The 18,349-nt window shown below is 47.3% G+C and carries 14 protein-coding genes; 6 read left to right on the top strand and 8 right to left on the bottom strand.

The window, feature by feature from the left end; translation table 11 throughout:
• Positions 1-4 precede the first annotated feature (4 nt).
• The 8 genes from JWH17_RS13050 to JWH17_RS13085 all read right to left on the bottom strand — a co-directional run bounded on the left by JWH17_RS13050 (position 5) and on the right by JWH17_RS13085 (position 7,873).
• On the bottom strand, positions 5-1,846 hold the full coding sequence (locus tag JWH17_RS13050; RefSeq protein ID WP_205223064.1) for a sensor histidine kinase: 1,842 nt from the start codon (positions 1,844-1,846) through the stop codon (positions 5-7).
• The gene (locus tag JWH17_RS13055; RefSeq protein ID WP_205223065.1) at positions 1,843-2,196 is read right to left on the bottom strand and encodes a NifB/NifX family molybdenum-iron cluster-binding protein; all 354 of its coding nucleotides are present in this window, start codon (positions 2,194-2,196) and stop codon (positions 1,843-1,845) included. The genes JWH17_RS13050 and JWH17_RS13055 overlap by 4 nt, the downstream gene beginning before the upstream one ends.
• 10 nt (positions 2,197-2,206) lie before the next feature.
• Positions 2,207-3,595: a sigma-54 interaction domain-containing protein gene (locus tag JWH17_RS13060; RefSeq protein WP_205223066.1), complete on the bottom strand. Its 1,389-nt coding sequence runs from the start codon at positions 3,593-3,595 to the stop codon at positions 2,207-2,209.
• 24 nt (positions 3,596-3,619) lie between these two features.
• Entirely contained in the window at positions 3,620-3,757 is a 138-nt protein-coding gene (locus JWH17_RS13065) for a hypothetical protein (RefSeq protein ID WP_205223067.1), read from the bottom strand.
• 221 nt (positions 3,758-3,978) lie between these two features.
• On the bottom strand, positions 3,979-5,472 hold the full coding sequence (locus tag JWH17_RS13070; protein WP_205223068.1) for an SLC13 family permease: 1,494 nt from the start codon (positions 5,470-5,472) through the stop codon (positions 3,979-3,981).
• Between the two features lie 21 nt (positions 5,473-5,493).
• The gene (locus tag JWH17_RS13075; RefSeq protein ID WP_205223069.1) at positions 5,494-6,024 is read right to left on the bottom strand and encodes a CBS domain-containing protein; all 531 of its coding nucleotides are present in this window, start codon (positions 6,022-6,024) and stop codon (positions 5,494-5,496) included.
• Between the two features lie 155 nt (positions 6,025-6,179).
• A complete protein-coding gene (locus JWH17_RS13080; protein WP_205223070.1) occupies positions 6,180-6,620 on the bottom strand; it encodes a response regulator in 441 nt (146 codons plus the stop codon).
• A gap of 35 nt (positions 6,621-6,655) precedes the next feature.
• Positions 6,656-7,873, bottom strand: a complete 1,218-nt coding sequence (locus tag JWH17_RS13085) for a response regulator (protein WP_205223071.1) — start codon at positions 7,871-7,873, stop codon at positions 6,656-6,658.
• Positions 7,874-8,199: 326 nt separating this feature from the next.
• Between JWH17_RS13085 and JWH17_RS13090 the strand changes: the two genes are divergently transcribed.
• The 6 genes from JWH17_RS13090 (at position 8,200) to JWH17_RS13115 (ending at position 17,994) form a co-directional block, all read left to right on the top strand.
• Positions 8,200-8,922, top strand: coding sequence for a (Fe-S)-binding protein (locus JWH17_RS13090; protein ID WP_205223072.1), 723 nt, complete (start codon positions 8,200-8,202; stop codon positions 8,920-8,922).
• A 109-nt stretch (positions 8,923-9,031) separates the two neighbouring features.
• Positions 9,032-10,432, top strand: a complete 1,401-nt coding sequence (locus JWH17_RS13095; RefSeq protein ID WP_205223073.1) for a LutB/LldF family L-lactate oxidation iron-sulfur protein — start codon at positions 9,032-9,034, stop codon at positions 10,430-10,432.
• A complete protein-coding gene (locus tag JWH17_RS13100) occupies positions 10,429-11,124 on the top strand; it encodes a LutC/YkgG family protein (RefSeq protein WP_205223074.1) in 696 nt (231 codons plus the stop codon). Before JWH17_RS13095 ends, JWH17_RS13100 begins: the two co-directional genes overlap by 4 nt.
• Positions 11,125-11,307: 183 nt before the next feature.
• The gene (locus JWH17_RS13105; RefSeq protein WP_205223075.1) at positions 11,308-12,423 is read left to right on the top strand and encodes an efflux RND transporter periplasmic adaptor subunit; all 1,116 of its coding nucleotides are present in this window, start codon (positions 11,308-11,310) and stop codon (positions 12,421-12,423) included.
• A 3-nt stretch (positions 12,424-12,426) separates the two neighbouring features.
• Complete coding sequence (locus JWH17_RS13110) at positions 12,427-15,585, top strand: efflux RND transporter permease subunit (protein WP_205223076.1); 3,159 nt, start codon at positions 12,427-12,429, stop codon at positions 15,583-15,585.
• A 15-nt stretch (positions 15,586-15,600) separates the two neighbouring features.
• The gene (locus JWH17_RS13115; protein ID WP_205223077.1) at positions 15,601-17,994 is read left to right on the top strand and encodes a TolC family protein; all 2,394 of its coding nucleotides are present in this window, start codon (positions 15,601-15,603) and stop codon (positions 17,992-17,994) included.
• The last annotated feature ends 355 nt before the right edge of the window (positions 17,995-18,349 follow it).

Below are 18,349 nucleotides of genomic sequence, written 5' to 3' on the forward strand. Positions count from 1 at the left end.
TCCATCAATCGTGCGTAACCGGCAGCGTAATTACAAATGTTGTTCCCTTACCAATTTCCGACTGCACTTTGATTGTTCCTCCAAGTTTTTTCAGTATACCGTAGGATATGGACAACCCTAAGCCTGTCCCTTTACCTGTTTCCTTAGTAGTAAAAAAAGGATCGAAAATACGACGCTGTACATCTGCAGACATCCCTTCCCCGGTATCTGTAATTTTTATTTTTATGGTGTCCTGATCAATTTTGCTGCTACTGAGCAGGATCCGACCATTTTTGCCGATGGCATCCACTGCATTATTGACAATATTTAAAAAAACCTGCTGCAGTTGACTTCGATCACTGAATATATTCTGAACCGTATCATCCAAATCAAAATCAATACTTATCTGGTTATAGGTTGCTTCCTTGGCTAAAAAGGCAACCACTTCCTTCAACAGCACGTTAATCTCTATCTCTTCAGTCTGTACATCCGTATGACGCGCAAACCCCAGAAGGCGATGGGTAATGGTCTTACAGCGAAGCACACTCTCCTGGATTCCATCCAGTGCGCCCTGCATCTCTTTCTTATATTGAAAGGGCCCTGTCATTTCAAAATAATCTTCCACCAACCCGGCTTTCTGATTGATAATGGAAAGCGGGTTGTTAATCTCATGGGCCACACCTGCTGCCAGCTGGCCGATGGAGGCAAGCTTACTGGCACTCTCAGCCTCGGCAAGAAAATGCTCCCTTTTTCGATCACCCTCACGAATATAGGCGGTAATACCGGTACTGATTTTTAAAATCACAAGAACGGCTATAATGATGCAGGAAAACAAAATAAAAAATAAACGAAGCTGGAAAAAAAACCAGGCATTGCCATGGATATAGAGCTCTTTGACCATAACCAGGTGCCAGGGAGTATTTTTCAAGGCAACATCAACATACAGAACATCCGTCCCCTGCTCGGTTTTAAGGACCGATATCTTAGCATCCTTCTGTGCAATTCCTTCATGCTCGGAAAAGTCATTTGATAGATCATAGTTGACCTTCTCCAAATGCTTAAAATCAAAAAAGGAGAGTGCTATGGGTAAAATAGTTGACGAATCATAGTTAACCTTCTCCGGCACATGAAGCCTGATTTTTTGGCCGAGTTTACCAAACTTTCTCGGCTGCGTCTGGGCCACATTGTCAGCATCAACCATGTAGATATCAGCAACTGAGGTGGTACTAATGGTATCCACATATCGCTGCAGGATTTTCCCATCAATGGTTACCCTCAACACCCATGATCCTTCTCGATCAAGATGCTTGCGGCTCACCGCGATCACAAAATGCGGCACTTGGCGATATCCGGAGAAAACATGAGAGATATACACTCCCCGGTTCAGCACTTCCTGGTACCATTGTTGCTCGGTATGGTCATAGCCAACAAGTTTGTATGGACCGATATAAGACTTTTGCTTGCCTTGGGAATCGATGATTTCAATGTCTGCGAAATCTGGATATTCCTCCTGTAAGCGGGTAAATAGAGCTTTAAGCTTATCAGGGTTAAGCAGCTCCTCGTACCGGTCAGCACTTCCGACAAATCGAACAACGGACTGCAGTTTGGAAACAAACCGCTCAATAGTACTTTCCGCCTGTTCGATATTGAGCATTAGCTGAGTCAATTCCTCTTTTTGCAGAAGCTGCTTATACTGGTAGTGGGAAAGCCCGGAAATAATAGTAAGCGGAGTCAACACCAGGACAAGAAGCAGAATAAAAAGACTCCTTGCAAAATTAGCATAGTCTTTTTCCAGCACCACATTGTTTGCCATATTGTCACCAAAAAACGGCAAGAGTCGTGATAACCACCTGTTGTTCCATTTCATGACGTCACCCCGGACAAGTTTGCTCCCGGCAATATACTCCCTGAGGCCAAAGTATTAATGACCGCCAGCTCCATCGCATCTTTAAAAGGCCCGATAACGGAATCAATCACTGCAATTTTTTTCCAAGTGAGGAACTGATAATGTTTTTCCTCTATCGCCCCGCAGACAACAACATTGATATTCTCCTTCAGCACGAGATCGCACATCTTCTCTGCGGAAAATTCCGACAAAATGATGGAACGGGGTTCTTCCAGCAGCTGATGATCATAGCAGGTCGCTACAATCACCTCTGCCGTCAGGTCAAATCGAGGTGCAATAAAATCACCTCTGACAGTAATTAATATCTTCATGGCCTTCCTTTCAGTTCAATCCGTATTTTTTCAACTTCCGCCACAAAGTTGTCCTTCCCCAGCCTAGCAGCTCAGCCGCCTCAGAACGCTTCCCCCCTGTCTGTTTAAGCGTATCCATAATTTTCTGTTTTTCTACCTCTGCCCAGGAGCTGATGGATCTTGCAGCTGAAGAATCCGGAAATATGGAGGAAGTTAATGACTGGGCATGGATAGCGGGCTGCCGAGGGACTTGCGGCGGAGGTTTCACTACAAACTGCGGTAGATCCTCCACATCAATCTGTGCCTGCTGACAAATATTTACGGCGTACTCGACAATATTGCGCAGTTCACGCACATTTCCAGGATAAGAATAGTGGGTTAAGAGTTTAATTGCCTTTCTGGAAAAACCCTGAAAGTTCTTACCAAGGGCCTCGCTGAAATGTCGCAGAAAATAATCCAGCAAAAGCCGTACGTCACCATCCCGCTCCCTTAACGGCGGCATATGGAGATGAAGGACATTCAAGCGGTAATACAAGTCTTCACGAAAACGCCCCCGGAGGACCTCTTCCTTGAGCGTACGGTGAGTCGCTGCGATCACACGCACATTAACGCTTACTTTCTTACTACTGCCCACAGGATAAAATTCCTGGTCATCGAGAACAGAGAGGAGTTTCACCTGCAACTGCAGCGATAAATCACCGATCTCCGTCAGAAAAATAGTTCCCTTGTCAGCTAAGCGAAACATCCCGACATGATCATTAAGGGCTCCGGTAAAAGCTCCCTTTACATGCCCGAACAGTTCGGATTCCAGCAAGGCTTCAGGTAAGGCACCGCAGTTAACTTTCACAAAAGGCTGCCGGGCTCTACTCGATGATTTATGCAGTTGTTCGGCGATCTGATCCTTGCCCGTTCCGGTCTCGCCGGTAATGAGCACAGAGGCATCGGTGCGAGCCAACACTGCCATCAACTCAAAGATCGCCTCCATCTGGTGACTATGTCCTATGATTTCTGAACGGGCTTTACTTCCGAGATAGTCGACTTTTGCAGCCTGCAGGGCTGACATGTCTTCCAAAACGATCAATACCCCTGTAGGCCTTCCCTCTTTTACAATCCTGGAAATGGTAAAATGAATAGGAATAATGAGGCGTGACTTGTTAATAATGTTACCGTCTCTGACAACAGATTGCCCATCTTCCAGCACCTTTTTGCAAAACTGATCATTACCACTGAGATTGGAACGAAGAATAAAATCTCCATACACCCCTACAGCCTCATGGGCTGTAAATCCAGTCATGGCTTCTAAAAAACGATTCATGGCCACAATGCACAAATCCGTATCCAGAAGGACAACCCCATGAGGAATGGCGTTGAGCAACTCCATCAGTTCAGGAAGACTTTGCAGGGTAAATGTTGATTTCATGACCGGCACCCACTAAAGACAACGTTATTCTGGAATCATAGACACCTGCATACCATAGACAGCAACTGTTTCCTCTTTAAAAACCACCTGCTGCAACGTACACCTACCGTTGCAGCAGGCAGCAGGAAGGGGATAATGGATGATGGGGGGAAAGATATCCATTATCTCGATCCTACCTACAGGGGAATATTATCAAAAAAACGTTTATTCACAAGCAGATGCATCCCGATGCTTGCCGCATACCCTAAAGCTATTGCCGGCAACCATTTCAATATCCTTTTTGTATATCTATTCACGTAAAATTCCCTGAGCAGAGCCGGAAAGGCATAGACAACGCCTTCCCGTCTCTGATCGTTTATTGTTATCTATCAAAGCTATTCTTTTCACATCACCTTTGACACATAAATCTCCATCCCCATCAACGGCCAGATAACCGTAACCGCCAGCCAGGTAACAGCCATCAGCAGAATACTTGCAGGGATACCGTAAAGGAAAAACTCGCCGGTGGTAAACTGCTTGGAACTGTAGGCAATGGCATTGGGGGCGGCGCCGACTAACAGTAGAAACGGCATACCTGCCACAATAAGGGAAGAGAAAAGGATTACTTCACCGGCCACACCGAGATACGGTGCAATAACCAGGGCCACTGGCAGAGAGATGGCGATTGCAGCCACGTTCATGATAAAGTTGGTCATAATCATCACAAAGAAAGCCATACCCAGGATAAATACCAGGGGTGGTGAATTCTGAAACAAGACCAGCCAGTTGACGGCCAGCCATTTTGCGGCCCCGGTTTCCCACAGACAGAAACCAATGGACATGGCACCGGCAAACAGCAGAATTATGTTCCATGGAATTTCTTCCAGATCATCCAGATCGAGGATGTTGCACAGAAAAAAAGCAATAGTTGAACAGAGCAGAATGCCGGTCTTATGCAGACCGCCCAAAGCAGGGATAAAGTTTTTCAGGGCAATCACCAGAATGGTCACACAGACGATCACCGCCGTTAAGATCTCCTGCCTGCTCCAACCGCCCAGTTCCTTGTACATCCTTTTGGATTTATCCTTCAACCCAGGGATGGTTTTTCTTTCCGGCCTAAAGGCGATCATCGCAAATCCCCACAGGAGAAAGGTCATCAACCAGCCGATTGGAAACATGTAGGTTGTGAGCTGAAAAAAGCTGATATCCACATCCATAATATCTTTGTAAAATCCCAAAGCCACCGCACCCCGGGCCGCACCAAGTAAAGTAATGATACTCCCGGCACCCGCTACATAGGCCATACCAATAAACAGCCCTTTGCCGAACTTGGTCGATTCTTCCTCGGAATAAAGCGCATGAATGGCCATGAGCATGGGAAACATGGTTGCCGCCACTGCGGTATGCGCCATCAAATGGGTCAAGGCAGCGGTCATCACAAAACAACCCAACATAATCATGCTCGTCTTTTCACCGACAATGGAAAGCATCTTGTAGGCAATGCGCTTGGTCAAGCCGGTCTTGGTGAACACCATGCCGATAACAATTGAGCCAAAAATAAAAAGGACCGAAGGGTCCATGAAATCCTTGAACGCCACCTTGGGATCACGGATCATAAACAAGGCCTGAAGGGCACCTATGGTTAAACTGGTGATCCCGATGGGGACAACTTCAAAAACCCACCAGGTTGCAGCCAGTAAAAAGACGGCCAAAGCTCCTTTTGCCTCCTTGCTCAGTTCAAAATGCGTGCCCATGGGGTCAATGGCATCCGGCCATGGCGGACAGTAATAAACAAAGGCAAACAACCCTATGCCAAGCAACATAAACAGGAGACGCTTCCAATCAAATTTTTTATGCACTTCAGGAAGACTTATGTTTGTAGACTCTGCAGCAGTCATCTTCTTATCCTCATTCTTTATTTAAGGCAGCATGCAGACAGAATTGCACATTGCCGCAAAGATCTCTTCCAAACGCAGGACCCCGATAATGGTACCGTTATCCGTCACCGGGGTATCAAATTCGTTGCGACCGGACATCATTATCAGGGCCTCGAGCATGGGGATGTCTGCACCAATCGTGAAATCAATGGCCCGTATATGGTTTTTTATCGGGGTTTTCCTGCTTTTACCGCACTCTGCATACACTGCCTCTTCGTGGAGCAGGGCGAGACCGGGATATTGACCTTCCTTACCATCAAACTTTGCCACCTTGGTCGCGTCAAAAAGCCGTGGTGCAAATCCATGCAAAACATCCATTAATGACAACTTACCGACCAGCTCATTGCTGTTATTCACCACAAAAAGCATTCCATATTTTATGCGCCCACCATTTTCCTGGCGAAGATCCATAAAAGTTTGGATGGCCTCCTCCAGCATCTGGTTTTCGTTGAGGTAGGGATACTTCTCCAGTGGGATGAACAAATCCCTCACCTTTATCTGTTGCTGTTCCATGACACTCTCCTCTTGTCCTCTAAAGGTTTGCAGCTGCCGGCACATTTCCCCTCACATCCAAGACGCACCATTACACCTCAGACCTTGCTCAACAGTCTTCTCATTAAATTACAATGAGTTAGGGGATACCTATCGCTGCTGAATACAGCAGATATTTACCAGCTTTTGCTCTTTAAAATATGCTTGACTTCTTCTGCAGATTTCTTTTTCAAGCTGGTCATTCGCTCATTTTTTGCCGCCCGAATCGCCTCCATCAATACATTAAGGTCAACCGGTTTCTCCAGGTAGTCTCGCGCCCCATGCTTCATCGCCTCAATACCACTGTGAAGCGTGGCGTGGCCGGTGAGCATGATAACTTCAATGTCCGGACGTTTTGCTTTCACCCGTTGCAGCGTTTCGATGCCGTCTATGCCGGGCATGGCCAAATCGACCACCGCCACATCGATATTTCTGTCCTCCACCGCAGCAACGGCTTCCTCCCCGCAGGTAACGGCAACAACTTTGAGTCCTCTAGTTTCCAGTCGCTGGGACATGAGGTCGATAAACTCTTCCTCATCATCTACCAGCATGACTTTGGTTGCAAATTGGCTATCCATTCCCGCCCCTCTCAATCTAAAATTATCGAAAACTATCAGGCCTGAGCCATCTTGGCTGCAGCCACCTCTTTGTACGCCTCGTCAATAATAGCCGTCAATTGCACGATATCGACAGGTTTCTGTAAATACGCGTAAGCACCAAGTTCCAAACAGATCTTTTTATCTTCCTCTGATCCATGCCCAGTAAGAATAATGACCTCTATTTCAGGTTTGGCTTCCTTGGTTTTTTTCAACACTTCAACTCCTTGCATACCCGGCATTTTCAAATCCAGTACCATCACATCAGGTGTCTCGTGTGTTAAAAACTCCATGGCCTGCTCACCGTCAAAAAGCGGATAAGAACCATAACTTCTTGTATTAAGACGATCAGACAAGGTCTGCACGAACTCCTGTTCATCATCCACCAGCAGCACTTTGGGTGGCAATGTAAATTCCTGGTCGCGGTAGATAGAAACGTGATAATCCTTACCAGCAACTACCTCAACCTGCCTCACACCCTCTACCTGGCCTGCAATCGATGACAGTGTTTCCGTCAACTTGGAAAAACTGTGGACGCTTTTGTTGACCCGCAGCACAACCTTTGCATTACTGCACTGAACTTCAGTGGTATACCCTTTGCTAAGTAGTGCAAGTTCCACCCTTGCTCCAGTTGCCATATCAGCTACAGCTTGCAGTGATTCATCTGTTTCCATCACTGCAGGCTTACGATAATTTTCCATTATAAGCTGCACGGCCTCTGCAGGCGTCTTAGAACCCACCGGGATAAAGATATCGTACAAACTGTGATCACTAGCCGGCTTGCCATGGAGAAAATTCACCCAATCGCTAATACTGTTGTCATTTTTTTTAATCAGCTTGCTTGCATTTTTTTCGCTCACGCCCTCTTTCACAGCCCGGTGGATACGATTGGTTTTTTCATCAAAAAGACCGACTTTGAGTATATGCGTTGCGGCCGGCGGGACAAGATGGGTCACAAAACCCGAAAAAAGTACCCCTTGCTTCCCCATATGTTCAGCCATTACCAATTTCAGATACGCTCTCATGGTTTCCCTCTCATGAGTAAACCTATTGAATGCTGATGGCGGGCCATACACAGCTCGTTCGACCTTCTCCCTCCCAAACTTATACCGACTGCAGACTTCACTTATGATATCTGCATCTTGAACAACCTCATATCCTGAAACCGCTGCAAGTTGCTCCCGAATTTCCTTTTCCTGGGTAAACACGCTATAAGACATTGCTATTGCAGACATTTTGAACCTCTCTTCTTTTAATTTAAGCAATAATGCTTTCAACTATCAAATTCATTGAACAATTTAAACCTTATCAAGCACAAGTCGAGCCAGTATTAAAATATTTATTTTTTTTACATTAATTTTATACATTTAAGCCCGAAAGCGCCAACAACATACATTTTTCTTACCGTTTCATTTATGAAACATAATGAAACTAAATAAAAAATACGTTTCACTACGGTTTCAATTGAAACACAAAAAACTGCCACCGATTCCTTTAGAAAAATTTACTTTCATGGTATCTTATCATCACTACTTAAATCTGGTTACAAGGAGATCCGAATATGCACGTATCGTTCTTCTCGACCTGTCTCGTCGACAATATTTTCCCCGATATCGGTATAGACTCTGTCAAGCTGCTTGAAAGACTCGGCTGCACAATCGTTTTCAACCCACAGCAAACCTGCTGCGGCCAACCGCTTGCCAACAGCGGCTATCAGCAGAAAGCAAAAAAAAGCATGCACCTTCTCCTCGACACACTGCTCGAAGACGAGGCCGATTATATAGTGGCCCCCAGTGGCTCTTGCGTGCTTCAAATCAAGGAATATTCCACATTATTTGCCGATGACCACCAAATAGCCGACAAAGCGGGAGAGCTTGCGGCAAAGACCTTTGAGTTGACGGATTTTATCGTCAATGTGCTGCAAAAAGACAGAGTAGAATCTACTCTTAGGGCAAAAGCCGTCTATCACCCTTCTTGCCACATGACCAGATTACTCGGAGTCAAGGAACCACCATTAACCCTTCTGGCAAACGTTGCCGGGCTGGAGCTCGTGCCTTGCAAAGGCCAGGATAAATGCTGTGGTTTTGGTGGCACTTTCTCAGTCAAAATGGCTGATTTAAGCGGAGCCATGGTTGCAGAAAAAGTTGATAACTTTATCGCCACCGGTGCCGACTGTGTTATCGGGTGTGATGCAGGTTGCCTGATGAATATCAAGGCCCGCCTGGAAAGGCTCAACCATCCGATGCAAGTCTTACATATTGCCAATGTGCTGGCACACTCATAGCCCGAACTTTTCATAAACATTGTGCTCATTTGTCCAGTTGCACACAATGTTCATGCATAATCCGGGACAGATTTCTCACCGTTCACTTTCATTTTATTGAGGGAACCCAATGAGTATCCAAACAAGTGACCTTCCCCTGCATGACAGAATCAATACTGAGCTTGAAAAACCATTCATGCGCAAGGCCATTGCCAATGCCCAGGACCTCCTCAACCAAAAGCGGGAAGACGTTTTCAAAGAACTTGGCAATTACGAGCAATGGAAAAGTCAGGCTTCTGCCATTCGTCACCATGTCCTTGAAAACCTCGACTACTACCTCGATCTTTTCAGCAGCAATGCCGAGCAAGCCGGAGCCCATGTCTATTTTGCATCTACCGATCAAGAAGCAACAGAACGTGCTCTTGCCATTTGCCAAGCCAAGAATGCTTCTAAGGTGGTTAAATCAAAATCCATGGTTACCGAAGAAATCGGGCTCAACGAGGTACTCGAAGATCAGGGAATTGAGGTGATTGAGACAGACCTGGGCGAGTACCTGCTCCAGATAGACAACCACGATAAACCTTCTCATATTGTAGTACCGGCTTTGCATAAAAATCGTGATCGAATTCAGCAGGTTCTCCAAGAGAAAAGAGGGTATGACGGGGACAACTTGCCGGAAAATATGACCAGATTTGTCCGCCATCTCATTCGTAAAGATTTCCTTGAAGCCGACGTTGCCATTACCGGCTGTAATTTTGGCGTTGCCGAAACCGGTACCTGTACCCTGGTGACCAACGAAGGCAACGGGCGCTTCGTGACCACCGTACCCAAGACCCAAATTGTTGTGATGGGTATGGAACGTTTGGTGCCGTCTTTCAAAGAGCTTGACACGATGCTTAGCCTGTTAGCCCGCAGCGCGGTTGGTGCCAAGCTGACATCTTACATGACGCTCTTTACAGGCCCCAAGAAACCCGATGACATGGACGGCCCGGAAGAGCTGCACATCATCATCGTCGACAATGGCCGCTCAAAGGTGCTTGGCTCTCCTTTTAAAGAGGTTCTAAAGTGTATCAGGTGCGGCACCTGCATGCTGGAATGCCCAGCCTACCGCCATGTTTGCGGGCACGGATATGGTGCTCTCTACCCAGGCCCACTCGGTGCAGCACTGGTGCCGGTCCTCGCTGGATACACCCCCTTCAAAGATTTAACCAAAATCTGTACCCTGTGCGGCGCCTGTAATGAGGTTTGCCCGGTCCAAGTTCCCCTGTACGAGTACATTTATGAGCATCGACGAATAATTGCAGAGGAAAAACAACTTGAAGGCCGGCTTGAGGGGATCGCAATGGGACTCTACGGGGGTATCATCGGCAACGCAAAATTATATGATATGACCACCCGTTTTGCTTCAGTGGCAAACATCTCTCCAAAGATCGGTCCACTCAAACAGTGGTGTAAAAATCGAGAACGACCCCATGTGGCTACCCAGAGGTTCAGAGACTGGTATAAAATTACAAAGAAGGGGCAAAAATGATGCACACCAATAAAAAAAACTTCCTCCTCACTGTTTCAAGGGCGCTGGGCAGAGAGGCCATTGCAGATAACCCAACTTCGATCGATCTGCCGCAAGCCGTTCAGGAAGAGTATTACCAGAACACCACAGCTCAAGAACTCAAGGATCTCTTTATTGAACAGAGCAGAACAGCCGGCACCATTGTTCATGAATGCGCCTTGGCAAGCCTAAATGATACCATTCTGACAGTGGCATCGGAACTGGGAGAAGGCCCTATACTGATTGGCGATGAGCCTCTTCTGCACGAGCAGCAAACTGCTGCGGCATTGAGCGATAAATACACCCATGTCCACATGTGGGACTGTGCCCGGGGTCGAGAGAACAACATAGACACTGCCGAGTCGGCAGGCATCGGTATTACTGTGGCACAGTTCGCACTGGCTGAAACAGGCACAGTAATGGTCCACAGCCACAAGGGATGCGGGCGGGCGGTCACCCTTTTACCGACGACCACCATTTTCATCATCAAAGAAACTACCATCTTACCAAGGCTCACTCAGGGTATGGCGTGGCTTGCAGAACAGAGTCAAGATGGGCTTCCCGCATCGGTGAACTACATATCCGGGGCAAGCTCGACTGCCGACATCGAACTGGTGCGGGTGCAGGGAGTCCATGGCCCGATAAAAATCGCTTACATTATCGTCACTTCATAGACACTACCGACCACCAGTTGCGCGATATCAACTTGTAATTATTGCGTATTTTTTTTCCAACAACAATGCGCGGTACTTGACAGGGCAAGTTGTTGCGATTTAACTGTACACTCATTCAAATACATATCAGCGCATGTACAGCGCTCCATAGTCCGTGATCTTATTTCCGGAGGCATAGGCACCATGACGACAAAAGGCCTTAAGAGAAGTTCCAGTTACCCCTTCCTTTCCATTCCTTTTTTCTGTTTCCTTATGAGCATACTCCTTGTTTTCGGGGGGTGTCGCGACAAAGAAGAAAAAAAAGTGGTAGAAATAGTGAAACCGGTCAAATTTATTACCGTCCAGGCTGGTCAAAAAAATCTCGCCATGTCACTCCCGGGCCGCGTTCGTGCTGCCCGTCGTTCCGAGCTTTCATTCAAAGTTTCCGGCGACCTGAGCAAGCTCCCCATAGAAGAAGGCCAGGTCATTAAAAAAGGAGCACTCGTAGCCCAGTTACTGCCACGTGATTTTCAAACGGCAGTCAACGAGGCAAAAGCTCGTGAGCTTGAAGCGGAACAGCAGTACCGCCGCTATAAAGAACTCTATGCAAAAAAGCAGGTCTCAAAGGCTGATTTTGACAGATATCGTGCAGCACGGGATGTTGCACGCGCCAGACTCGAGGATGCCCAAAATGCACTCAAAGACACAACGTTGATTGCTCCTTTTGATGGCGTTATCGCAAAACGCTATGTGGAAAACTTTGAGAAAGTACAAGCAAAGGAGCCCATTGCTTTTTTGCAGCTCATAGAACAACTTGAAATCCTCATTGATGTTCCCGAACTGATGATGGCTCGCTTCCAGAGTAGTGAGGGAGTGCAAACCATAGCCTCATTTGAATCCATTCCAGGGAAAAGTTTCCCCCTTATCGTCAAGGAATATTCTACAGAGGCCGACCCTGCTACCCAAACCTATCAGGTGGTGCTTGTCATGGATCAACCTGAAGAGGCGAATATCCTGCCTGGCATGACCGCAAAAGTAACTGCTGAAGGGAATGACACCACGGGTGAAGTTATCTCTATTCTTATTCCTGCCATAGCTGTCCTCAATGACCCTGACGGCAAGAACTATGTGTGGTTACTGGACCAGGAAACAATGACTCCCAAGAAGACGCTGGTCAGCATTAAACAACTGGAAGGAACAGATAAGATATATATTACAGAAGGCTTACAAGGTGGGGAACAGCTGATTACAGCAGGGGTTACCCAACTTCGGGAAGGGATGAAAGTCAGGCCCTGGGAAGGTCAGCGAGAAGGGAAATAGCCTATGAATATCGCAGAATTTTCCATCAAAAAATCGGTCATTACCTGGACCATGACAGTGGTCCTGCTTGTGCTAGGGTTCTTTGCCTACCTGGATCTTCCTCGCCTGGAAGACCCGGAGTTCGCCATCAAGGATGCCGTTATCGCAACACCTTACCCCGGTGCTTCGCCGGAAGAAGTTGAACAGGAAGTCACGGAAAAAATAGAAAAGGCCATGCAGGAGATGGGACAACTCAAGCGAGTCGAGTCCTATTCATCGCGAGGAATGTCCGTGGTCAAGGTGAAAATCCAGGACAAGTATGACAAAGACGCCCTGCCGGCGGTGTGGGATGAAATGCGGAGAAAGGTGCTGGATGTTATCCCTGAGCTGCCACCTGGATCCGGACCGCCTATCGTCAATGATGATTTTGGTGATGTCTTTGGCGTCTATTTCGCCCTGACAGGTCCGGGTTACACCTACGCCGAATTGAAGGATATTGCAGAACTGTTGAAGCGGGAATTGCTTGTCGTTCAAGATGTGAAAAAAGTCTCCTTTTTCGGTGAGCAGTCCGAGGCCATCTTTGTCGAGATGTCGCGTAATAAAATGGCGGCCCTTGGCATTACCAAACAGGAAATTTTTGATGCGCTTCAGGCAAAAAATCTACCAGTGAACGCCGGCAGTATTAAAATCGGCCCTGAGTATATGGCCATCAACCCCACGGGCGACTTCCAATCAGAAAAAGATTTCGCTGATTTGTTTATAGCCTCCAAGGGCGGCAAACTTATTTATCTCCGTGATGTAGCAAACGTAGTTCGTGACTATGTGGACCCACCGCAGAATCTTCTCAGGATTAATGCTGCTCCTGCCATTGGCATTGCGATCTCAACGGTCAGTGGTGGAAATGCCGTAACCATGGGTGATGGGGTTCTGCAAAGAATTGATGAGCTCCAAGGAGAGATTCCACTTGGCATGGAACTCATTGAGATTGCCATGCAGTCCAAGGCAGTGACTCAAGCAGTGAACTCGTTTGTCATTAACCTTATTGAAGCCGTGGCAATCGTGGTGGTGGTACTGCTTATTTTCATGGGGTTACGATCCGGACTGATCATCGGCTTTATCCTTGTCCTTACCATTGCGGCGACCTTTATGGTTATGGGCTACTACCAGATCACATTAGAACGGATCTCTCTAGGGGCGCTTATCATTGCCCTTGGCATGCTGGTTGATAATGCGATTGTGGTGGTGGACGGGATGAAGGTCCGCATGGAGCAGGGCATGGATGGACTTGAAGCCGCCAAAGATGTGGTGGGACAAAATTCTATTCCACTGCTGGGGGCGACGGTGGTCGCTGTACTTGCATTTGCCTCCATCGGTGGCATGGACAACTCCACCGGAGAGTATTGCCGCTCTCTTTTTTACGTCATCCTCATCTCGCTACTGCTTTCCTGGCTGACGGCCGTAACCGTCACCCCACTCATAACCAAAACTTTTGTTCTTGGCAAAAAAGCAAAACAAAAGAAAAATGGTGATAAAAAAGATCCCTATGGGGGCAAATTCTACCAAATGTACCGAGGCGTTCTGAGCTTGGCGATTCGCCTCCGTATGATCACCATTCTCATTGTCTGCGGCCTCTTTGGTCTGTCCATTTATGGCTTTGGTTTTCTGAGTAATCAATTTTTTCCCAACTCAACCACTCCCCAATTTATGGTCGAGGTCCAGTTTCGCGAAGGTACCCACATCCGGGAAACGGAAAAAGGCGTTGCCCGGATGGAGGAGTATTTAATGGACCAAGAGGGGGTCACAGAGGTAGCATCTGCTATTGGTGCAGGCCATCCGCGCTTTTTGCTGGTGTACAGTGTGCCGGTTGACGCCTCCTCCCATTATGCATGCCTGCTGGTTTCCGTTAAGGATCACAAGATTATTGATCCGCTCCTTCCGCGGATACAAGATGATTTCGAAAGCATGCTCCCAGATGTGGTCATCAACACGAAAAAGTTCCTTTTGGGGCCAGGCGAAGGGGGAAAAATTCAACTGCGTATCAATGGGCCAGACCCGGATGAGCTCCGTAAAATGGCAGCAACGGCCATGGAAGTCATTAACCAGGATCCCAACTCCAAGGCTGTGAGGACTGAATGGGGTGAAAAGGTAAAAGTGCCGCAGCCTGTGATTGCCGAAGACCGCGCCAGGTCTTTAGGTATAGACCGCCCCATGATCGCCACTGCCATCGAATCAAATTATTCAGGTACGACCACCGGCATCTATCGAGAGGGTATCGACCTTATTCCCATCATAGCACGAGCTCCCCACAATGAGCGAAGCAGGATGGATGACCTGGAAGAACTGCAGATCCACAGTCCTTCCGCCCAAAAAGATGTCCCCATCCTCCAGGTTATCAATGGTATAGACACCACCTGGGAGAATGCCAGGGTTTCGCGCTGGCACCGTAGACCATTCATCAAGGTACACGCCGACCCGCGCCAAGGCCTCCCCTCAGAACTGCTTAACCGTATAAAACCTAAAATAGAGGAAGCGCTTGGGGTGGATTTTGCAAAAGCTGCCGGTCCGACCTTTAAAGAGGGATCAGCCATTACAGCTGCAACCATTCCTATCCAATACGATGATATAATCCCTATTAAAGGAAAACCCGGTTACTTTATTGCGTGGGGTGGTGAGGCAGAGGATTCGTCTGATGCGACAGCTCAGCTTGCAGCCAGCATCCCCATCTATTTTGGGATGATGATCCTGGCTGTTATTTTCCTCTTCAATGCATTTAAACAACCTCTAATCATCTGGCTAACGGTTCCACTATCCCTTATTGGAGTTACAGCTGGCCTTTTGATCTTTAATCAGCCCTTCGGCTTTATGGCACTTCTGGGCTTAATGAGCCTTTCCGGCATGCTCATTAAAAATGCCATTGTCCTTATTGACCAGATTGACCTGAACATAAAGACAGGTATGGACAAAATGGAGGCTATCATTGAGTCGGGAGTGTCCAGAATGCAGCCAGTGATGATGGCCGCGTTGACAACCATGATGGGCATGATTCCGCTTTTTCAGGATGCCTTCTTTGTGGCCATGGCCGTAACCATCGTCTTTGGCTTGGGATTTGCGACGGTACTCACTTTGGTATTTGTCCCGGTTCTGTATGCAACGTTTTTTAAAATTCCTTCAAAACAACACTAATAGAGGAACAGCCGAATGAGACTTCGTCTACTCGTACTTTGCCTATCCATACTCTTTTTATCGTCTTCACCTTTAGGTGCCGAACAGAGTCAAGAACTTCCATTTCAACTGGATACAGAAATCCCTCATTTTAAGATAGGCATTCTCACAGATGGACCTATTCGCTCTTTTCCGGACTTAATTGATACATATCGCAGGGAAATAGAACAGGTAGCAGGGGACGAATACACCATTTCTTTCCCGCCGGAAATGACACTGGAGGCTGGTGGCACCAAAGCAAGCGTTAACAAACAGCTCGATAGACTCCTTGCCAATCAGGAAACCAGCCTCATCATTGCCTTAGGGACAGTTGCTTCCAGCGAAGCACTCAAACGCAAATCTCCCGCCATACCGGTAATTGCTCCATTCGTGCTTGATCCTAGTATACAGAATGCTCCAAAAGAGGATTTAGGCAGTGGAGTTCACAACCTGACTTACGTATTTATCGGAACATCAATCAACAAGCTCTTAACAACATTTCGCGGGATAGTCCCTTTCCAACACCTTGCAATGCTCGTTGATGCACGCGATATCAATGGTATTGATGGTATTACCAAAAAGGTGAGGCAGCTAACCAACGAACATACCATAACCATAGACCTCATCCCGGTAGCAGCATCAGCTGGAACGGCAGTGCAGGCTATACCACCCGGGGTCGAGGCGGTCATGGTGGGGCCACTCTGGCAACTAGACAAAAAAGAATTTTCTGCTCTCAGCCAGGGACTTATCCAGCGGCAACTTCCCAGTTTTTCCATGTGGGATTATAGGTATGTTGAGCAGGGACTTTTTGCGACCTCCATGCCGGAAAACATCCAAGAGCACCTTGCTCGTAGAGTTGCGGTGACCGTCCAGGAGATTCTCTTGGGAGAAGACCCAGCCACTTTGCCAGTAGTTTTCACTAAGACCCAAAAAATGGCCTTTAATATGGAAACTGCCAGAGCTATTAATATCTATCCCAGCCTCGGCCAACTGACGGGTTCCAAACTCCTACATGAACAGCGGCAGGATATCCAACGCCGCCTTTCTCTTCCTGAGGCCGTTCAGGAGGCCCTTTCAGCCAACCTCGATCTTGCGGTTGCCGAACGTCAGGTAACGGCAGGCACCTATGCCGTAGGCGAAGCCAGATCTCCTTTGCTGCCCCAGGTTGGAATCGGTGCTTCTGGCAGGGTCATAGATGATGACCGTGCATTTATCAGCGGCGGAACCACTCCGGAAAAGGCCTGGATAGCAAGCGCCAATGCTTCACAACAGATTTATTCAGAAAAAAGCTGGTCAACCTATACGGTTGAAAAATACAGGCAAAGCGGAAGAGAATTCAATCGTGACACAGTCCGGCTTGATATAACACTGGATGCGGCAAACGCCTATCTCAACGTGCTTCGTCAAAAAACCATTGAGCAGCTGCAAAAAGAAAATATGCAATTGACCCAGGCTAACCTGGAACGGGCTCAGATACGCTTGAGCACAGGGGTTGCAGGACCGGATGAACTGTATCGATGGCAGACCAAATTTGCTAATGACCGCCAAGTTGTACTCCGTGCCGAATCAACTACACTTGATGCCATGCAGCAGTTAAACCGTATCCTGCATCGACCATTGCAGGAGGAATTCATAGCTGAAGAAACTGACTTGAGTGATCCTTTGCTCATTACCGGTGACCAACTTTTTTACCAACTCATGCACAATCCCAGGTATTTAAAAGACTTTAATGCCTTTGCCATGGAGGAAGGGCTGAAATTGTCGCCTGAGCTGCAGGTAATTGATGCAGAGATCGCTGCCCAGGAACGTATCATCGTCCGCTCCAAGCGAGAATACTGGCTTCCTGATTTCACAGTTGAGGGTAATGTTGATCAAGTCCTCTCTGATTCCGGCGAGGGACAGCGTGATGAAGCAGTCACCGGTCTTGATGATACAGACTGGTCAGTAGGTGTTTTTGCACGGCTCCCCCTCTTTGAAGGGGGAAGAAAAAGCGCAACTCTCGGTAAAACCAGAGAACAGCTCAACCAGCTCAAAACTGAACGGATGGCCACAGCAGAAAGAATCAACCAACGGATTCTTGCGGCCTCAAACAATACCAGGGCTTCCTATCCATCTATCAATCTTTCCAGGGAAGCTGCCGAAGCTGCACGCCGTAACCTGCAGCTCGTTACTGATTCCTACGTACAGGGTATCAAATCCATTATTGATCTCCTGGATGCACAAAACCAGGCTCTCAATTCAGACCTTGACGCAGCCAATGCAGTATACAACTTCCTAATCGATTTTATGGGAGTCCAGCGATCCATCGGTCAATTCATTATTTTCCTGCCCCAGGAGGAGCAGCAAGAGTGGCTTGAACGCGCAAAAGCTTTTCTCCAGTGGCAAAAATGAACATTAGCCCAAATTTCTAATGAGCATTTTGCCATTTTTGGAAAAAAATGTGATTTCAGAGCCATGCATCTAAATTAATACGGTACAAAATGTAATTATTCAGCCAATAACAAATAGTTTCGCTTTAACCTCCACCTGTAACTGTTTAGCAATGCCCCAGATGCGTGTACAAGCAGTCTCGATAACTATAGTAATGCTCTATTTTCCTGCCTGATCGTGCGAAGAGGTAAGCGCAGACTCCGTGGGTTGTTACTGAATAGTGACTACAAAATTAAAAAAATACTCAGGCAGGTCAGTCCACGCGGCGCCTCTAGTTCAGTATTTTGAACCAGCAACCGCCTGAACAAATGAGAAA

It is taken from the genome of Desulfogranum marinum (genome assembly GCF_016918565.1).
GTDB lineage: Bacteria > Desulfobacterota > Desulfobulbia > Desulfobulbales > Desulfobulbaceae > Desulfogranum > Desulfogranum marinum.

Coding starts and splice junctions, on each gene's coding strand:
- JWH17_RS13050 (WP_205223064.1), bottom strand. CDS start 1,846: ATGAAATGGAACAACAGGTGGTTATCACGACTCTTGCCGTTTTTTGGT.
- JWH17_RS13055 (WP_205223065.1), bottom strand. CDS start 2,196: ATGAAGATATTAATTACTGTCAGAGGTGATTTTATTGCACCTCGATTT.
- JWH17_RS13060 (WP_205223066.1), bottom strand. CDS start 3,595: ATGAAATCAACATTTACCCTGCAAAGTCTTCCTGAACTGATGGAGTTG.
- JWH17_RS13065 (WP_205223067.1), bottom strand. CDS start 3,757: ATGGATATCTTTCCCCCCATCATCCATTATCCCCTTCCTGCTGCCTGC.
- JWH17_RS13070 (WP_205223068.1), bottom strand. CDS start 5,472: ATGACTGCTGCAGAGTCTACAAACATAAGTCTTCCTGAAGTGCATAAA.
- JWH17_RS13075 (WP_205223069.1), bottom strand. CDS start 6,024: ATGGAACAGCAACAGATAAAGGTGAGGGATTTGTTCATCCCACTGGAG.
- JWH17_RS13080 (WP_205223070.1), bottom strand. CDS start 6,620: ATGGATAGCCAATTTGCAACCAAAGTCATGCTGGTAGATGATGAGGAA.
- JWH17_RS13085 (WP_205223071.1), bottom strand. CDS start 7,873: ATGTCTGCAATAGCAATGTCTTATAGCGTGTTTACCCAGGAAAAGGAA.
- JWH17_RS13090 (WP_205223072.1), top strand. CDS start 8,200: ATGCACGTATCGTTCTTCTCGACCTGTCTCGTCGACAATATTTTCCCC.
- JWH17_RS13095 (WP_205223073.1), top strand. CDS start 9,032: ATGAGTATCCAAACAAGTGACCTTCCCCTGCATGACAGAATCAATACT.
- JWH17_RS13100 (WP_205223074.1), top strand. CDS start 10,429: ATGATGCACACCAATAAAAAAAACTTCCTCCTCACTGTTTCAAGGGCG.
- JWH17_RS13105 (WP_205223075.1), top strand. CDS start 11,308: ATGACGACAAAAGGCCTTAAGAGAAGTTCCAGTTACCCCTTCCTTTCC.
- JWH17_RS13110 (WP_205223076.1), top strand. CDS start 12,427: ATGAATATCGCAGAATTTTCCATCAAAAAATCGGTCATTACCTGGACC.
- JWH17_RS13115 (WP_205223077.1), top strand. CDS start 15,601: ATGAGACTTCGTCTACTCGTACTTTGCCTATCCATACTCTTTTTATCG.